Genomic DNA, 15,020 nt, shown 5'->3' on the forward strand with positions numbered 1-15,020 from the left:
CGACAACGACTTTTCGTAAAAATTAAACGTAGCAGAAATAATAAAATGAATAAAACATCTCAAATTTATTTGAACAAGAAGAATATCGTCATTTCTTCAAATAAAAGTAGATGTCTAGGTTACACTTGATTCAAGCTGCTCATCACCCAGACATCTACTTTTTTATATTGGACATTCCTCATGTCATTATATTTAATTTTTAATTAAGCATTAGGATCTTGCAATGCGAATGTCAATTCACAACTACATGCAATTTGGCCATCAACTGTTGCTTTAGCAGTTCCTTTTCCTATCGGCCCTTTAATTTTTGTGATTTCTACTTCTAATCGTAGCGTATCTCCAGGGACCACTTGCTTTTTAAAACGACATTTATCTATACCAGCAAATAGGGCTAACTTCCCTTTATTCTCCTCACTATTAAGCATAGCGACAGCACCTGTTTGTGCTAAAGCTTCTGTAATCAAGACACCTGGCATAACTGCATATTCTGGAAAATGGCCTTGGAAAAATGGTTCATTACCTGAAACTTGTTTAATTCCCACACAACGTTGACCCGGCTCATATTCAACAACTTTATCTATCAACAAAAAGGGTTGACGGTGCGGTATAATATTTTTTATTTCATTATAATCAAAGATGGTTTCCATTAATCTTCTCCTCCAATTGTTTCAAATATATGATGCCAAAAACTCAAATCAAACATTTTAATGACGTTGTCATGGTTAATGATAAAGCCTGTCATGATTCCCACAAAAAATAAAATCACAGCAACAATTACAAAAAGAATCAATTTAGCACTGAGTGAATGCGTCAGGACTTGTAACCAGTTATTTCGCTTAGTCATTAACTCTTTCAATTTGAGCACCTAATGATTTAAGCTTTCCATGAAAATTCACATAACCACGATCAAGGTGTTTCAGCTCAGTTACTGTTGTTTCTCCATCTGCCACAAGGCCAGCTAAAATTAAAGCTGCTGCTGCACGTAAATCGGTTGCTTTGACTTGCGCACCTTGCAACTCACTTTTGCCTTCTATTTTTGCACTACGGCCTTCAACTGATATTTTAGCATTCATACGCTTGAATTCACCCACATGCATAAAACGGTTTTCAAACACCGTTTCAGTAATGATTTTATGGCCTTCAGCTGTTAAAAGCAGTGCCATCATTTGTGATTGCATGTCTGTCGGGAAACCTGGGTGAGGGAGTGTTTTAACATCAACTGGCTGTAATTGTTCTGGTGCAGTTACACGAATACCATCCTCTTGATATTCGAGGTTTACACCCATTTCTTCCAATTTATAGACTAAACTTGTCATGTGCTCTTTAATTGCACCTTTAACCAATACATCGCCTCTCGTAATAGCAGCAGCAATCATCAGTGTTCCCGCTTCAATACGATCAGGGATAATTGAATGTTGGACCCCTTTTAATGATTCAACACCGTTAATAATAATAGTATCTGTGCCTGCACCTTTAACATCCCCGCCCATTTCATTAATGTAATTTGCGAGGTCGACAATTTCAGGTTCTCTTGCAACATTTTCAATGACTGTACGTCCTTTTGCCAAGGTTGCTGCCATAATTACATTTTGTGTTGCGCCTACACTTGGAAAATCAAAATGGATCTCATTTCCAACTAAACCTTGAGGCGCTTCAGCATAAATATAACCTGCTTCTTGATATATTTTGGCACCTAATGCTTCAAGTCCTTTTAAGTGTTGCTCTATCGGACGCGAACCGATTGCACACCCTCCAGGTAATGCTACTTTTGCACGTCCTAATCTTGCTAATAAAGGTCCCATAACAAGGATGCTAGCTCTCATTTTACTAACATATTCATAAGGGGCTTCTTCATTTAAATCTTTAGAAGCATCAACTGTTACTGATTGCTTTTTTTCGTGATATTTCACTTTAGCATTTAAAACACTAAGTACGTTGTTAATTGTTTCGACATCACTTAAAGCAGGTACGTTAAGTAATTCACTTTTCCCTTTGCTTGCTAATAATGAAGCTGTAATAATCGGTAGGACTGCATTTTTAGCCCCCTCTACCGTTACTTCACCTGTAAGCGTTTGACCGCCTTTAACAATAATTCTATCCATCTTCATTAATCCTCCACTAGTTTACAACTCTGTTCTATTTTTTAATTGGTCACTACTTGAGCAAATACACCTGTTATTAGCTATTTGACTTATTTATTTTAAACATCATGATTTGAATTTTTAAAATAAATATCTGATTTGCGTAGAAAAATGTAGTAAATCAATAATAAAATTACTTACGCTTGTGCCTAATAAAATTGCTGCAAAAATCATAATGACTTGAACTTGCATAGGATATCCTTTTTTAAAAAACTGATCTAGCCTAATTGCATTTAAGCCCCAATAAGCAATACAAATACACAGCACGTGCGTTAAAATATGTGCGATAGCAAATTGACCCATATAATCCATATTGTTACGTTGCTCCTTCACAATTTCATTCTCTTCATTAATTCTACATGATTTATAGTACAATTCATACTATTAGCGCCTTATACAAACACACTTTTTCTATAATAGCATTGAAATGAAATATAATGGACAATAATAGTTTTAGAGACTTATGATTGCTAGATTGCAGCATTGATACCATTATAAAAAGCTCGATGTGTGGATAGATACACATCGAGCTTTTTATTGTTAGCTCGTAAAAGCCAACTACTTGTATTTAGCAACTTCGATACGGTTATCAGCACGTTGCAATGCACGTTCTGCACGTTTTAAATCCGTATCTGATTGATCTCCTTCAAGATAAAAAGTTGCACGTTGCTTTGCTGATTTTGCACGCTCTAAGTCAATATCTTCTGCTGATTCAGCAGCTTGTGCTAAAATATTTACTTTTTCATGTCTAATCTCAGCAAACCCTTCTGTTACAGCGATATAATCTGCTTTACCATCTTTAGTCACTTTGATATGACCGATTCTTAATGGTGTAACCGTCGGAATGTGACCGTACATCACACCCATCTCGCCTGCTGTTGTTTGTAAGACAACGATTTCTACGTTCTCTTCTTTATAAACAGAACCATTAGGAGTGACGATATCTAAGGTTAATGTATTCATTATCCAAGCCTCCTAATTTGTATTAAACTTCTACACCCATATCTTTTGCTTTCGCAATCACGTCATCAATGCCACCCACTAAGCGGAATGCATCTTCAGGAATATGGTCATACTTACCATCTAAAATTGCTTTGAAGTCTTGTACAGTTTGTTTAACAGGGACGTAAGATCCTTTTTGACCTGTAAATTGTTCAGCAACATGGAAGTTTTGTGATAAGAAGAATTGGATACGACGCGCACGTTCAACAGTTTTCTTATCTTCATCTGACAATTCATCCATACCTAAAATAGCAATGATGTCTTGTAATTCACGGTATTTTTGTAAAGTAGATTGAACTTGTCGTGCAACATCATAGTGTTCTTGTCCAACTACAGTCGGTTCAAGCGCACGTGACGTTGAAGCTAATGGGTCCACAGCTGGGTAGATACCCATTTCACTAAGTTTACGTTCCAAGTTTGTTGTTGCATCTAAGTGCGCGAAAGCTGTAGCTGGCGCTGGGTCAGTATAGTCATCGGCTGGTACGAATACCGCTTGAATTGATGTAACAGACCCTTTATTTGTAGATGTAATACGTTCTTGTAATTGACCCATCTCAGTCGCTAACGTTGGTTGATAACCTACTGCTGAAGGCATCCGGCCTAATAATGCTGATACTTCTGAACCTGCTTGTGTAAAACGGAAAATATTGTCGATAAACAATAATACGTCTTGTCCTTGTTCATCACGGAAATATTCAGCCATAGTTAAACCTGATAATGCAACACGCATACGTGCACCAGGTGGCTCGTTCATTTGTCCGAATACCATCGCTGTTTTAGCAATAACACCACTATCTTTCATTTCATAGTATAAGTCATTACCTTCACGTGTACGTTCACCAACACCGGCAAATACTGAAATACCACCGTGCTCTTGAGCGATATTGTTAATTAATTCTTGAATTAATACGGTTTTACCTACACCGGCACCACCAAATAATCCAATTTTACCACCTTTTATGTAAGGTGCTAGTAAGTCTACAACTTTAATTCCAGTTTCTAAAATTTCTACTTCTGTAGAAAGTTCATCAAATTGAGGTGCTGAACGGTGAATCGGGTCACGACGTACTGAAGCGTCAACTTCACTTTCTAAGTCAATATGTTCACCTAAAACATTGAAGACACGTCCAAGTGTTGCATCTCCTACTGGTACGCTAATTGGTGCGCCAGTATCTTTTACTTCTGAACCACGTTGAACACCATCTGTAGAGTCCATTGCGATTGTACGTACAACATCGTCACCTAAATGAAGAGCGACCTCTAAAGTTAAACTCTCAGTTTCACCATCTCTTGCCACTTCGATGATAAGTGCGTTGTTAATATTTGGAATTTCATTATGTTCAAAACGCACGTCAATAACTGGCCCCATGACCTGAGTTACACGGCCTAATCCCATGTTTCTTCCTCCTTAAAATCAAATTATTCTAACGCTGCTGAACCACCAACAATTTCAGTGATTTGTTGTGTAATGGCTGCTTGTCGCGCACGGTTAAATTGTAATGATAAATCATCAATCATTTCTGCTGCATTATCAGAGGCATTCTTCATCGCATTCATACGAGATGCATGTTCACTCGCCTTAGCATCAAGAATCGTGCCATATATTAAGCTCTCAATATATTGAGGTAATAAGACTTTTAATATCGCTTCTTTATCTGGCTCAAATTCATATGATGATAACGCGCCATGCCCTAAGCTCGAATCCTCAGGAGATAATGGTAATAATTTTTTACTTCTTGGTTTATTTTCAATTACACTCATGTAATGGCTATAGTAGACATGTAATTCATCAATACGTTCTTCTGCGTATAAGTCAACAGCGCGTTTAGCTATAGCTTGAATGGCTTTAAATGAAGGCTGATCTGGAATATCAGTTAATGTATTTTCAATCTCGTATCCTCTATTTTTTAAAAATGAAGCACCGATTTGTCCTAGCACAATAATACTGTATTCGTCAGAACTTTGATGTCGTTTTTCAATATCACGAATCATATGTTTTAAAACGTTGGCACTGTATGCACCTGCAAGGCCTCGGTCACTTGTAATAACCATATAACCAACACGTTTCACTTCACGTTCAACAAGCATAGGATGGGTGTTATTCGTATTCGCACCCGCAATCGCTGTAATCGCATCTTCCATTTTTTCCATATAAGGTCGAAATGTTTTTGCATTTTTTTCAGCTTTACGCAATTTCGAACTAGAAACCATGTTCATCGCGTTTGTAATTTGCTTCGTCTTTTTCGTTGATTTTATACGAGAATCAATTTCTTTTAATGAAGCCACTATCTCACCACCTTATCTATTTTAATGATCGATTATTCTTCTGAAACTTTGAATCCTTTTTTGAATTCCGTAATTGCTGCTTCAAATTTATCATCTGCAGGCAATCCGCCAGTTTCACGAATTTCAGTGAAGATATCATTGGCATTTGATTTTGTCCATTCAATTATTTCACTTTCAAAGCGTGTAATATCAACAACTGGAATATCGTCCAAATAGCCACGTGTTAATGCGTAAATGATTAACACTTGATGTTCAACTGGTAATGGCTTGTTTTGATCTTGTTTAAGTACTTCAACTGTACGCTTACCACGCTCTAATTTACGGGCTGTTGCTTCATCAAGGTCAGATCCAAACTGAGCGAATGACTCTAATTCACGATAAGAAGCCAAGTCTAAACGTAATGTACCAGCAACTTTTTTCATTGCTTTAATTTGTGCAGAACCCCCTACACGTGACACTGAAAGACCTGCATTAATCGCTGGTCGAATACCTGAGAAGAACAAGTCTGATTGTAAGAAAATTTGACCATCTGTGATCGAAATAACGTTTGTTGGGACATAAGCAGAAATGTCACCTGCTTGTGTTTCAACGAATGGTAAGGCAGTGATTGAACCGCCACCTAAATCATCATTTAATTTCGCCGCACGTTCTAATAAACGACTGTGTAAGTAGAACACATCACCTGGATAAGCTTCACGACCTGGTGGACGACGTAATAATAATGATAACTCACGGTATGCAGCTGCTTGTTTTGTTAAATCATCATATACGATTAAAACATGTTTACCGTTAAACATGAATTCTTCAGCCATAGATACACCTGCATACGGTGCGATGTATAACATTGGAGCTGGTTGAGCTGCAGAAGCAGAAACAACAATTGTGTAATCTAAAGCTCCAGCTTGACGTAATTTTTCAACGGCTGCACGTACTGTTGATTCTTTTTGACCAATCGCAACATAGACACAAATCATGTCTTGATCTTTTTGGTTCAAAATCGTATCAATGGCAACTGTAGTTTTACCAGTTTGACGGTCACCAATAATCAATTCACGTTGACCACGACCAATTGGAACAAGCGCGTCAATTGCTTTGATACCTGTTTGTAATGGTTCGTCAACAGATTTACGTGCCATAACACCTGTTGCTTTCTTCTCGATAGGGCGTGTTTTTGTCGAATTTATTGGACCTTGTCCGTCGATAGGTTGTCCTAATGAGTTTACGACACGACCGATTAATTCTTCACCTACTGGAACCTCCATAATTCGTCCAGTACGTTTTACTTCGTCGCCTTCTTTAATTTCATCATAAGGACCTAAAATTACGACACCCACGTTTGTTTCTTCTAAGTTTTGTGCCAGTCCAAGTACGCCGTTATGGAATTCTAATAATTCACCAGCCATAACGTCGTTTAATCCGTGAACTAATGCAATACCGTCACCAATTTGAATAACTGTACCTACATCTGTTACAGACATTTCTGACTCATAGTTTTCAATTTGTGAGCGAAGTAATGCACTAATTTCTTCAGCTTTTATGGCCATCTATGTCACTCCTCCATTTAATCTAATTAATGTGCTCTGTTAAACTTTTTAATAAGTTGATTTAAATCATTTTGTACACTGCCATCGTAGACCTTAGTCCCAATTTTAACGCGCACGCCACCAATGAGGGATTCATTGATATCAGCATGAATGATTAAATCTTTAAGTCCTGTACGATTTAACAATGCATTTTTAACTTGCATCAATTCATCATCTGTTAAAGATGTTGCTGATTCCACATATGCATCTGCTAAACCATGGAAGTTATAATACTGCGCTTCAAATGCTTTAAATATTGCAATAAGCAAATGTAAGTTTCGGTGTGATCCAATGATTTTTAATGTATTCAATAAGTATGGATGTACACCTTTAAACACGTTCTCTACGATATGATATCGATCTGCAATTGTAATTTTAGGCTCGTAATCGATACCTTTTAAATAATCAATTTGACTTTGGATCGCCGTATTAATTTCCGTAAATTCATCGTAAACTTCTGTTAACACATTTTGATCGATCGCAACATCAAAAAGTGCTTGGGCATATTTTTGAGCAACGTCAGCCATTACTTATCCCCTACCTCTTTAACATACTTCTCTATTAAAGCTTTTTGATCTTGTTCAGAGATTTCTTTACGCAATACTTTCGATGCAATCAGTACTGAAAGTTCAGAAACTTGATTGTTAATTTCTGCCAATGCACGTTCTTTTTCACTCTTAATTTCACTTTGGGCTGTTTCAATCATACCGTTAGCACGTTGGTTAGCCTCGTGAATGATCTCTTCTTGCTGACGTTGAGCTTGAACTTTAGCATCTTCAAGAATTTTATGCACTTCGTCTTGTGTTTCTTTTAATTTTTGTCTATTTTCTTCTTCTAAACGTTGAGCATTCATTTTTGCACGTTCTGCATCATCAATATCTTGATTAATCGAACGCTCACGATCGTCCATGACTTTTTTAAGTGGTCCCCAAGCAAACTTTTTCAATAGCGCAAGCAAGATAATAAACGTTACCACTGTAACGATAATATCACCAATATTTACGCCAGTTGCAGCTGCAAAGGTAAATAAATTAGCAGTCACTATGATGTACACTCCTTTCAACCATTTCATCTATTAAACAATAAAAACGAACGGCGAAAGTCTAATCAATACTAGACCTCGCCTATGACACATGTTACGCATGTATTGTAGGGCAACACACATGTTTTGAAAATGTCGTGCGTCTAATTTGCGCTGTTATTAAATGAATAAAACGATGAATGTAATAACAACCCCGATGATAGGAAGTGCCTCAACTAAACCAATACCAATGAACATGATTGACATTAATTGTGTACGTGCTTCTGGTTGACGTGCTACACCTTCGACTGTTCTAGAAACGATTAAACCGTTACCGATACCTGCACCTAATGCTGATAAACCAATTGCGATTGCTGCTGCGATTAAATTCATTATATAAATCCTCCTAAAAGTGTTTTAAAATTTAAATTTAAATTGATTTTATTTTAATGGTCGTCAAGCACTTTGTGTGACATATAAACCATTGCTAACATTAAAAAGATATAGGCTTGGATTGAGCCTACAAAGATTGAGAAACCTTGCCAAACAATTAAACCAGGAATACCTATTAAGAAGCCAAAAGCAACTCCTGTCGTCGCTTTTGCAAGCAAACCTAATAATATTTCACCCGCATATATGTTACCGTATAAACGAAGACCGAGTGTTAGTGTTGATGCAAACTCTTCGAAAACATTGATTGGCAACAATGCAAGGTATGGTTGACCATAACCTTTTAGATAATTTTTTGTACCACGCATTTTAACACCATAGTAATGCGTTAACAGAACCATCATCGTTGCGAGTGTTAAAGTGACATGCGGATCTGCTGTAGGTGACTTCCACCATAAATAATGGTTATTTATAAACTGCAATGGAAGCCCTAGCATGTTCGCCACAAAAATAAATAGTATTAAAGTGACTGCTAAGAAGTGAAATTGTCCACCTTTCGACCAAGCCATATTACTTTCGATAATTCCTCGAACAAAATCAAAAACCCATTCAATGAAGTTTTGCGCACCTTTAGGTCTCTTCTGGAGATTGCGTGTACATAAGACTGCAATAATAAACACTATGACTGCTGTAATAATCAACATCATAATTGTAGATAAGTTGAAATTAATGTCCACTCCGAGAAAATTCCATGTCACCACGGGTTGTTTATGATCCATTCTTGATTTCACCTCTTTTCAAATTATAATTCGTCTTTTTCGCTCTTAATAAAAGGACGAAAAACCATTAACACATATGAAACCATCAACCCTATCAAGACGCCAAGAATATGTATTTGTGCTTGAAAGAATACCCATCCAGTACATGCTAAAATTGCGATTAAAAATCGCCAACCACTTCCAGTTGAAATGTGACCAACATTGGTTTTCTTTGATCGCTCTAAATAGTATTCAAAAATACATGTATTCGCAAAGGATGCAATTATTCCTACGATGAGCCCAAGTACAATTGGTGGTTGGATCTTGAAAACATATAGGATTAGAAGCCCTACTAAAATCGTAGAGTAATATGTTAAAAACGGCTGAAACATTTTAGAAAAACGATTCATATTGAGCCTCATTTCTGCCTAAAGACACAATTTTGAAAACCGTTCCACACATACAACTTTCATGATAATATAGGGGGAAAAGCGTGTCAATTGCACAGTGAAAAGGCTTCGATTTTGCACTCTAAATTGTCACAATTTTGACACATTTGACCCCCATATTTGATCACTTCACTTTAAAGCCTTCTGGTTTTTCTTCGATCAAGCCATACATATATTTAATGTTCTCACAAATACGTTTTGAGGCTTGACCGTCACCATATGGATTTTGAGCGATACTCATTGCTTGATAAAGTGATTCATCTGTTAATAATGCTCTTGTTGCTTCATACACATCATTTTCTTCGGTACCTACAAGTTTAAGTGTCCCCGCTTCAACCCCTTCAGGTCGTTCAGTCGTGTCTCTTAAAACGAGTACAGGTTTTCCTAATGACGGTGCTTCCTCTTGAACACCACCGGAATCCGTTAAAATAAAATGTGCTTGATGCGCGAAATTATGAAAATCTACCACTTCAAGCGGCTCAATTAATTCAATACGCTCGTGATCATTTAAATGTCGATAAGCGATTTCACGAACTTTTGGGTTTTTATGCATTGGATAGACGATAACTGCATCTTCTACTTCTTCCACGATTCGTCTAACTGCCTTAAAGATATTTTCCATAGGTGTCCCTATGTTTTCTCGACGATGTGCTGTTAGCAGTATGATGCGTTTACCTTGGTGCCGTTGAATGATTTCAGAATGATATTGATCGTCAACTGTTGTATGCATAGCATCAATTGCCGTATTCCCAGTAACAACAACTTTATTGGGATCTTTCTTTTCATTCAAAAGATTTTGCGCTGCTTGTTCAGTAGGTGCAAAATGAATATCTGCCATGACGCCTGTCATTTGACGATTCATCTCTTCAGGAAATGGAGAGTACTTATTCCAAGTTCGTAATCCCGCTTCAACATGGCCAATACTGATTTCGTTATAAAAAGCAGCGAGACTGCCCGCAAACGTTGTCGTCGTATCACCATGAACCAAAATCATATCCGGTTTGGCTTGCTTAATGACACTTTCTAAACCTGTAAGTACACGTGACGTCACTTCTGATAATGTTTGCCCTTGCTTCATGACATTTAAATCGTAATCTGGTTCGATGCCAAAAGTATCCAACACAGAATCTAGCATTTCACGATGTTGGGCTGTGACAACGACTATCGGTTCGAGTTGTTCATCTTTTTTAAGCTGCAAAACAAGAGGTGCCATTTTGATGGCTTCTGGCCTAGTACCAAAAATCGTCATAATCCTTTTCATTACAAAAGCTCCTTATTATGAATTATTTTGTACCGAATAGGCGGTCTCCTGCATCACCGAGACCTGGAATGATATATGCATTTTCATCTAGTTTTTCATCGAGTGCGGCAATAAAGATATCCACATCTTCATGTGCTGCTTGGAGTTTTTCAACGCCTTCAGGGGCAGCAATAAGACACATGAAACGAATGTGCTTTGCACCACGCTTTTTCAATGAATTAATTGCTTCGATTGCTGAAGCACCTGTTGCAAGCATTGGGTCAACAACGATAATTTCTCGCTCTTCAATATCCTGTGGCAATTTCACAAAGTATTCGACAGCTTTGAGTGTTTCAGGATCTCTATAAAGTCCCACATGCCCAATACGAGCAGCCGGCACTAAATTTAAAATACCAGTCGTCATACCTAATCCTGCGCGCAAAATTGGAACAAATGCAAGTTTTTTTCCTGATAAACGCTTAGCAACTGCAGTAGTTACAGGCGTTTCGATTTCAACTTCTTGAAGTTCCAAATCTCGTGTTACCTCATATGCCATCAGCATACCAACTTCATCAACTAATTCTCGAAATGCTTTGGTACCTGTATTCACATCGCGGATATAGCTCAGTTTATGTTGAATTAAAGGGTGATCAAAAACATGTACTTTACCCATTTTATTGCCTCCGTTTGTTATAAATTAATCTGTTTATTGATATAAAGGGAATTGCTCTGTCAAAGTTTTTACGCGTTTTTTTGCTTCTTCTAAAACTTTTTGATTTTCATGATTTTTAAGCACATCACTAATAATAAGTCCAACTTCTTCAAATGCTTTTTCATCAAAACCACGTGTTGTTGCTGCTGGTGTACCTAAACGGATACCGCTAGTAACAAATGGTTTTTCTTGATCAAACGGGATTGTGTTTTTATTACAAGTAATACCGATTTCATCAAGTGCTTCTTCTGCAACTTTACCTGTGATACCAACTGAACCTTTAACGTCTACAGAGATTAAATGATTGTCAGTGCCACCAGATACAATTCTAAAGCCGTTATCTTGTAATGTTTGTGCAAGTGTTTGTGCATTTTTAATGACTTGTTTTTGGTACGTTTTAAATTCTGGTTGTAACGCTTCACCAAATGCAACAGCTTTACCTGCAATGACGTGCTCTAATGGTCCACCTTGGATACCAGGGAAAATTGTTTTATCAATATCTTTTTTATATTCTTCTTTACATAAAATCATACCACCACGAGGGCCACGTAATGTTTTATGTGTTGTTGTCGTTACGAAGTCTGCATATTCAACAGGGTTTTGGTGTAAGCCAGCAGCTACAAGTCCTGCGATATGCGCCATATCTACCATTAGTTTGGCACCGACTTCATCCGCAATTTCTTTAAACTTTTTGAAATCAATTGCACGTGAATATGCTGAAGCACCTGCTACAATCAGCTTAGGTTGATGTTCTTTTGCCAATTTGCGCACTTCTTCATAATCGATATGTTCTTCATCTTTAGTGACACCGTACTCTACGAAATTGTAAAATTTACCACTAAAATTAACAGGTGCGCCATGTGTTAAATGTCCACCATGACTTAAATTCATACCTAGCACTGTATCTCCGTGCTCTAGTGCGACAAGATAGACTGCCATGTTCGCTTGTGAACCTGAATGCGGTTGTACGTTAACATGTTCAGCATTGAAAAGCGCTTTCGCTCTATCAATAGCAAGTTGTTCAGTTTGGTCAACAAAAACACAGCCACCATAATAACGACGTCCAGGATACCCCTCAGCATATTTGTTCGTCATGACTGAACCTTGAGCTTCCATTACTGCTTCAGATACGAAGTTTTCTGATGCAATTAATTCAATATTACTGTTTTGACGATTAAACTCTTTTTGAATAATCTCAAATACAGACTTATCTTGTTTTGCAATAAATGACATAGACAATTCCCTCTTTTCTTTTATAGTTGATATTTAGCACGTTCGCCTCCGATTTTTTTGGGTCTTGTTTTAGCCACGGTCACGATAGCTTCACCGATTTGCTTCACTGATGTACGAACAGGGACTGCCACGTGTTTAAGATGCATTCCGATTAAAGTTTGACCAATATCAATGCCTGAATCTGCTTTAATATATTCAACGACAATCGGTTCATCCATATGACGATAAGCATATGTGGACAACGAGCCCCCTGCATGCGTGTCCGGTACGACAGAAACTTCAGTCATCAAGTAAGGATCAAAGTCCTTTTTTTCAATTGTGATTGCACGATTAATATGTTCACAACCCTGAAATGCAAAAGCGACACCTGTTTCTTGCTGAACTTTAACAAAAGAATTAAAAATGGTCTCAGCAACTTCTAAAGAACCTGTCGTCCCAATCCGATCACCTTGAACCTCTGATGTTGAACAACCGATGACACAAACTTCACCTTTTTTAAAAAACGATTGGGCCTGAAGTTCTTCTAATAATTGATTTAATGCCTTCATATTGTAACCCCCTTAAAGTATACGTATGAGCGAAAAAACAATAATTAAAGAACTGTAAAAACATGCTATACGCCCCTTATTATAACTTATTTTTTCTTCAACTTATACTGTTTACTTAATTATTCTGCCATTAATTTATCTTTTAACTTTTGTATGAGATCCCAAAGCTGATCAAAGGTTTTTTCATAAGTTTCATAGCCTGAACTAAAAGGATCATCAACGGCTTGATTTTCTCCTACATATTTACTCAATGTCGCCACGTTAACGTGACTCCCATACATTGAGCGAATGATGCTTTCATGTTCTGGTGTCATCGTTAAAATTAAATCTGCTTTTGTATCTTCGTCGGTAAAGCACTTTGCTTCACCATGAACATCAAATCCGTGACGTTCTATGAGTTGTTGACTATGCTGAGCTATCGGAGCACCTTGTTGCGCCATCAATCCTCTAGAAACAACCTCTACTTCTGGCATTAGCTTTTTAGCGATTCCCTCTGCCATTGGACTTCTGCACGTATTACCTGTACAAACAAAAACAATTTTCATAGTGTTTCATCCTTTATCACTTGTTGATTTGCTGCTTTTAACATACGATTTCTTAATGCTTCCGTTTCAAAATTATCTTCATAACCAAAAATATAAGCAAGTTCAATGGATGGCATTTGATCTAATTGATGTAAAATACTATAAAGATGGTGGTTCGCACCTTTTATATCATTTTCATCTTCACTGATGACTAAAACTTTTGCTTCTTTTGGTAAAAAAGGAATTTTATTTTTAGGTACTATAAAAGCAATTTTTGACCAATCTTCGTGCGCTTCTTTTCTAATCGGTGCATTAATTTGCTGGATGATCTTCAGCGGTGTATTCGGCGCGTAATGCTTGTATTTCATCCCCGGCGCAATTGGTTTCTCTGTTGCTGTTATTTGATGTTCATCAATCGCTAAAGGCATGACTTCATTCAACATGCTTCTCGTAATCGTTCCAGGACGCGCAATACGAAATGGAAAAGAAGTACAATCCAGTACCGTACTTTCTAATCCGGCGTCACTCTGAGTGGATTGAATGATACCATCAACCCGGTGATTCAAGTCTTCATATGCATGTTCAAACGTTGTCGGTGACGGACGACCACTAAGATTTGCACTTGGTGCAGCGATAGGTAAGTCAACAGCTTCCAACAGCGCCCTTGCTACTGGATGACTCGGCATGCGAACAGCTACAGAATCCAAGCCTCCCGTCACACGTTCACATAAATAACCTTTTTTCAAAGGCAAAATAAAAGTAATAGGACCTGGCCAAAACGCTTCCATTAACCTTTTTGTAGCATCAGATATAGACGATACAAAATCATCAAGTTGATCCGTATCATAGATATGCACGATTAATGGATTATCAGATGGGCGCCCCTTTGCTTCATATATTTTACGAACAGCTTCATCGTCTCTTGCATTTCCGCCTAAACCATAAACAGTTTCAGTTGGTAAAACAACAAGCCCTCCTCGTCGATAAGTCTCAATAATTGCATCTAACTCGGGATATGTGTTTAAACACGTTGTATAGTTACGGACATCCCATATTTTGGTTTCCATCATTGAAAGCCACCTCTCCTTTCCTCATATTTTACTACAAATTAAAAAAGGTGTAAGACTGAAATC

Annotated in this window: 19 protein-coding genes; all 19 read right to left on the reverse strand. The window is 37.5% G+C overall.

Annotated features, from left to right (window positions below; all coding sequences use genetic code 11):
* Positions 1-203: 203 nt before the first annotated feature.
* The 19 genes from fabZ to C1H58_RS07755 all read right to left on the reverse strand — a co-directional run bounded on the left by fabZ (position 204) and on the right by C1H58_RS07755 (position 14,954).
* The gene (fabZ, locus tag C1H58_RS07665) at positions 204-647 is read right to left on the reverse strand and encodes a 3-hydroxyacyl-ACP dehydratase FabZ (RefSeq protein WP_016426460.1); all 444 of its coding nucleotides are present in this window, start codon (positions 645-647) and stop codon (positions 204-206) included.
* On the reverse strand, positions 647-844 hold the full coding sequence (locus C1H58_RS07670) for a hypothetical protein (protein ID WP_164905420.1): 198 nt from the start codon (positions 842-844) through the stop codon (positions 647-649). The genes fabZ and C1H58_RS07670 overlap by 1 nt, the downstream gene beginning before the upstream one ends.
* Complete coding sequence (gene murA / locus C1H58_RS07675; RefSeq protein WP_165545842.1) at positions 837-2,102, reverse strand: UDP-N-acetylglucosamine 1-carboxyvinyltransferase; 1,266 nt, start codon at positions 2,100-2,102, stop codon at positions 837-839. The genes C1H58_RS07670 and murA overlap by 8 nt, the downstream gene beginning before the upstream one ends.
* A gap of 120 nt (positions 2,103-2,222) precedes the next feature.
* Positions 2,223-2,453, reverse strand: a complete 231-nt coding sequence (locus tag C1H58_RS07680) for a DUF1146 family protein (protein WP_060829592.1) — start codon at positions 2,451-2,453, stop codon at positions 2,223-2,225.
* A 246-nt stretch (positions 2,454-2,699) separates the two neighbouring features.
* A complete protein-coding gene (locus tag C1H58_RS07685; RefSeq protein ID WP_016426456.1) occupies positions 2,700-3,104 on the reverse strand; it encodes a F0F1 ATP synthase subunit epsilon in 405 nt (134 codons plus the stop codon).
* A gap of 22 nt (positions 3,105-3,126) precedes the next feature.
* Entirely contained in the window at positions 3,127-4,539 is a 1,413-nt protein-coding gene (gene atpD, locus C1H58_RS07690; protein WP_050330393.1) for a F0F1 ATP synthase subunit beta, read from the reverse strand.
* Positions 4,540-4,562: 23 nt separating this feature from the next.
* Positions 4,563-5,429, reverse strand: a complete 867-nt coding sequence (atpG, locus tag C1H58_RS07695; RefSeq protein WP_050330391.1) for an ATP synthase F1 subunit gamma — start codon at positions 5,427-5,429, stop codon at positions 4,563-4,565.
* A gap of 32 nt (positions 5,430-5,461) precedes the next feature.
* Positions 5,462-6,973: a F0F1 ATP synthase subunit alpha gene (atpA, locus tag C1H58_RS07700; RefSeq protein ID WP_016426453.1), complete on the reverse strand. Its 1,512-nt coding sequence runs from the start codon at positions 6,971-6,973 to the stop codon at positions 5,462-5,464.
* Between the two features lie 26 nt (positions 6,974-6,999).
* Complete coding sequence (locus tag C1H58_RS07705; RefSeq protein ID WP_050330390.1) at positions 7,000-7,539, reverse strand: F0F1 ATP synthase subunit delta; 540 nt, start codon at positions 7,537-7,539, stop codon at positions 7,000-7,002.
* A complete protein-coding gene (locus C1H58_RS07710) occupies positions 7,539-8,060 on the reverse strand; it encodes a F0F1 ATP synthase subunit B (RefSeq protein WP_103356679.1) in 522 nt (173 codons plus the stop codon). The genes C1H58_RS07705 and C1H58_RS07710 overlap by 1 nt, the downstream gene beginning before the upstream one ends.
* Positions 8,061-8,213: 153 nt before the next feature.
* Positions 8,214-8,426 carry a F0F1 ATP synthase subunit C gene (gene atpE, locus C1H58_RS07715; protein WP_014613343.1) on the reverse strand — a complete coding sequence of 71 codons (213 nt, stop codon included), beginning with the start codon at positions 8,424-8,426 and terminating at the stop codon, positions 8,214-8,216.
* 53 nt (positions 8,427-8,479) lie between these two features.
* Complete coding sequence (gene atpB / locus C1H58_RS07720) at positions 8,480-9,202, reverse strand: F0F1 ATP synthase subunit A (RefSeq protein WP_016426450.1); 723 nt, start codon at positions 9,200-9,202, stop codon at positions 8,480-8,482.
* 23 nt (positions 9,203-9,225) lie between these two features.
* Positions 9,226-9,591, reverse strand: a complete 366-nt coding sequence (locus C1H58_RS07725) for an ATP synthase subunit I (RefSeq protein WP_060829590.1) — start codon at positions 9,589-9,591, stop codon at positions 9,226-9,228.
* A gap of 163 nt (positions 9,592-9,754) precedes the next feature.
* Positions 9,755-10,891: a non-hydrolyzing UDP-N-acetylglucosamine 2-epimerase gene (gene wecB, locus C1H58_RS07730; protein WP_165545843.1), complete on the reverse strand. Its 1,137-nt coding sequence runs from the start codon at positions 10,889-10,891 to the stop codon at positions 9,755-9,757.
* Positions 10,892-10,913: 22 nt separating this feature from the next.
* The gene (upp, locus tag C1H58_RS07735) at positions 10,914-11,543 is read right to left on the reverse strand and encodes a uracil phosphoribosyltransferase (protein WP_016426447.1); all 630 of its coding nucleotides are present in this window, start codon (positions 11,541-11,543) and stop codon (positions 10,914-10,916) included.
* Positions 11,544-11,576: 33 nt separating this feature from the next.
* Positions 11,577-12,815, reverse strand: coding sequence for a serine hydroxymethyltransferase (gene glyA, locus C1H58_RS07740; protein WP_165545844.1), 1,239 nt, complete (start codon positions 12,813-12,815; stop codon positions 11,577-11,579).
* Positions 12,816-12,835: 20 nt separating this feature from the next.
* On the reverse strand, positions 12,836-13,363 hold the full coding sequence (locus tag C1H58_RS07745; RefSeq protein ID WP_165545845.1) for a TIGR01440 family protein: 528 nt from the start codon (positions 13,361-13,363) through the stop codon (positions 12,836-12,838).
* Positions 13,364-13,482: 119 nt separating this feature from the next.
* Complete coding sequence (locus C1H58_RS07750) at positions 13,483-13,908, reverse strand: low molecular weight protein arginine phosphatase (protein WP_165545846.1); 426 nt, start codon at positions 13,906-13,908, stop codon at positions 13,483-13,485.
* Positions 13,905-14,954 (reverse strand): L-threonylcarbamoyladenylate synthase, encoded by a 1,050-nt coding sequence (locus tag C1H58_RS07755; RefSeq protein WP_182280582.1) that lies wholly within the window; start codon positions 14,952-14,954, stop codon positions 13,905-13,907. Before C1H58_RS07755 ends, C1H58_RS07750 begins: the two co-directional genes overlap by 4 nt.
* Positions 14,955-15,020 lie beyond the last annotated feature (66 nt).

It is taken from the genome of Staphylococcus sp. 191 (assembly GCF_011174885.1).
Taxonomy (GTDB): Bacteria; Bacillota; Bacilli; order Staphylococcales; family Staphylococcaceae; genus Staphylococcus; species Staphylococcus coagulans.

What these genes read in the sequence shown, in the direction of transcription:
- atpA (WP_016426453.1), bottom strand. Translation starts at nt 6,973, where the DNA reads ATGGCCATAAAAGCTGAAGAAATTAGTGCATTACTTCGCTCACAAATT.
- C1H58_RS07685 (WP_016426456.1), bottom strand. Translation starts at nt 3,104, where the DNA reads ATGAATACATTAACCTTAGATATCGTCACTCCTAATGGTTCTGTTTAT.
- C1H58_RS07705 (WP_050330390.1), bottom strand. Translation starts at nt 7,539, where the DNA reads ATGGCTGACGTTGCTCAAAAATATGCCCAAGCACTTTTTGATGTTGCG.
- wecB (WP_165545843.1), bottom strand. Translation starts at nt 10,891, where the DNA reads ATGAAAAGGATTATGACGATTTTTGGTACTAGGCCAGAAGCCATCAAA.
- atpD (WP_050330393.1), bottom strand. Translation starts at nt 4,539, where the DNA reads ATGGGATTAGGCCGTGTAACTCAGGTCATGGGGCCAGTTATTGACGTG.
- atpB (WP_016426450.1), bottom strand. Translation starts at nt 9,202, where the DNA reads ATGGATCATAAACAACCCGTGGTGACATGGAATTTTCTCGGAGTGGAC.
- C1H58_RS07670 (WP_164905420.1), bottom strand. Translation starts at nt 844, where the DNA reads ATGACTAAGCGAAATAACTGGTTACAAGTCCTGACGCATTCACTCAGT.
- glyA (WP_165545844.1), bottom strand. Translation starts at nt 12,815, where the DNA reads ATGTCATTTATTGCAAAACAAGATAAGTCTGTATTTGAGATTATTCAA.
- upp (WP_016426447.1), bottom strand. Translation starts at nt 11,543, where the DNA reads ATGGGTAAAGTACATGTTTTTGATCACCCTTTAATTCAACATAAACTG.
- murA (WP_165545842.1), bottom strand. Translation starts at nt 2,102, where the DNA reads ATGGATAGAATTATTGTTAAAGGCGGTCAAACGCTTACAGGTGAAGTA.
- C1H58_RS07680 (WP_060829592.1), bottom strand. Translation starts at nt 2,453, where the DNA reads ATGGATTATATGGGTCAATTTGCTATCGCACATATTTTAACGCACGTG.
- fabZ (WP_016426460.1), bottom strand. Translation starts at nt 647, where the DNA reads ATGGAAACCATCTTTGATTATAATGAAATAAAAAATATTATACCGCAC.
- C1H58_RS07755 (WP_182280582.1), bottom strand. Translation starts at nt 14,954, where the DNA reads ATGGAAACCAAAATATGGGATGTCCGTAACTATACAACGTGTTTAAAC.
- C1H58_RS07750 (WP_165545846.1), bottom strand. Translation starts at nt 13,908, where the DNA reads ATGAAAATTGTTTTTGTTTGTACAGGTAATACGTGCAGAAGTCCAATG.
- C1H58_RS07725 (WP_060829590.1), bottom strand. Translation starts at nt 9,591, where the DNA reads ATGAATCGTTTTTCTAAAATGTTTCAGCCGTTTTTAACATATTACTCT.
- C1H58_RS07745 (WP_165545845.1), bottom strand. Translation starts at nt 13,363, where the DNA reads ATGAAGGCATTAAATCAATTATTAGAAGAACTTCAGGCCCAATCGTTT.
- atpE (WP_014613343.1), bottom strand. Translation starts at nt 8,426, where the DNA reads ATGAATTTAATCGCAGCAGCAATCGCAATTGGTTTATCAGCATTAGGT.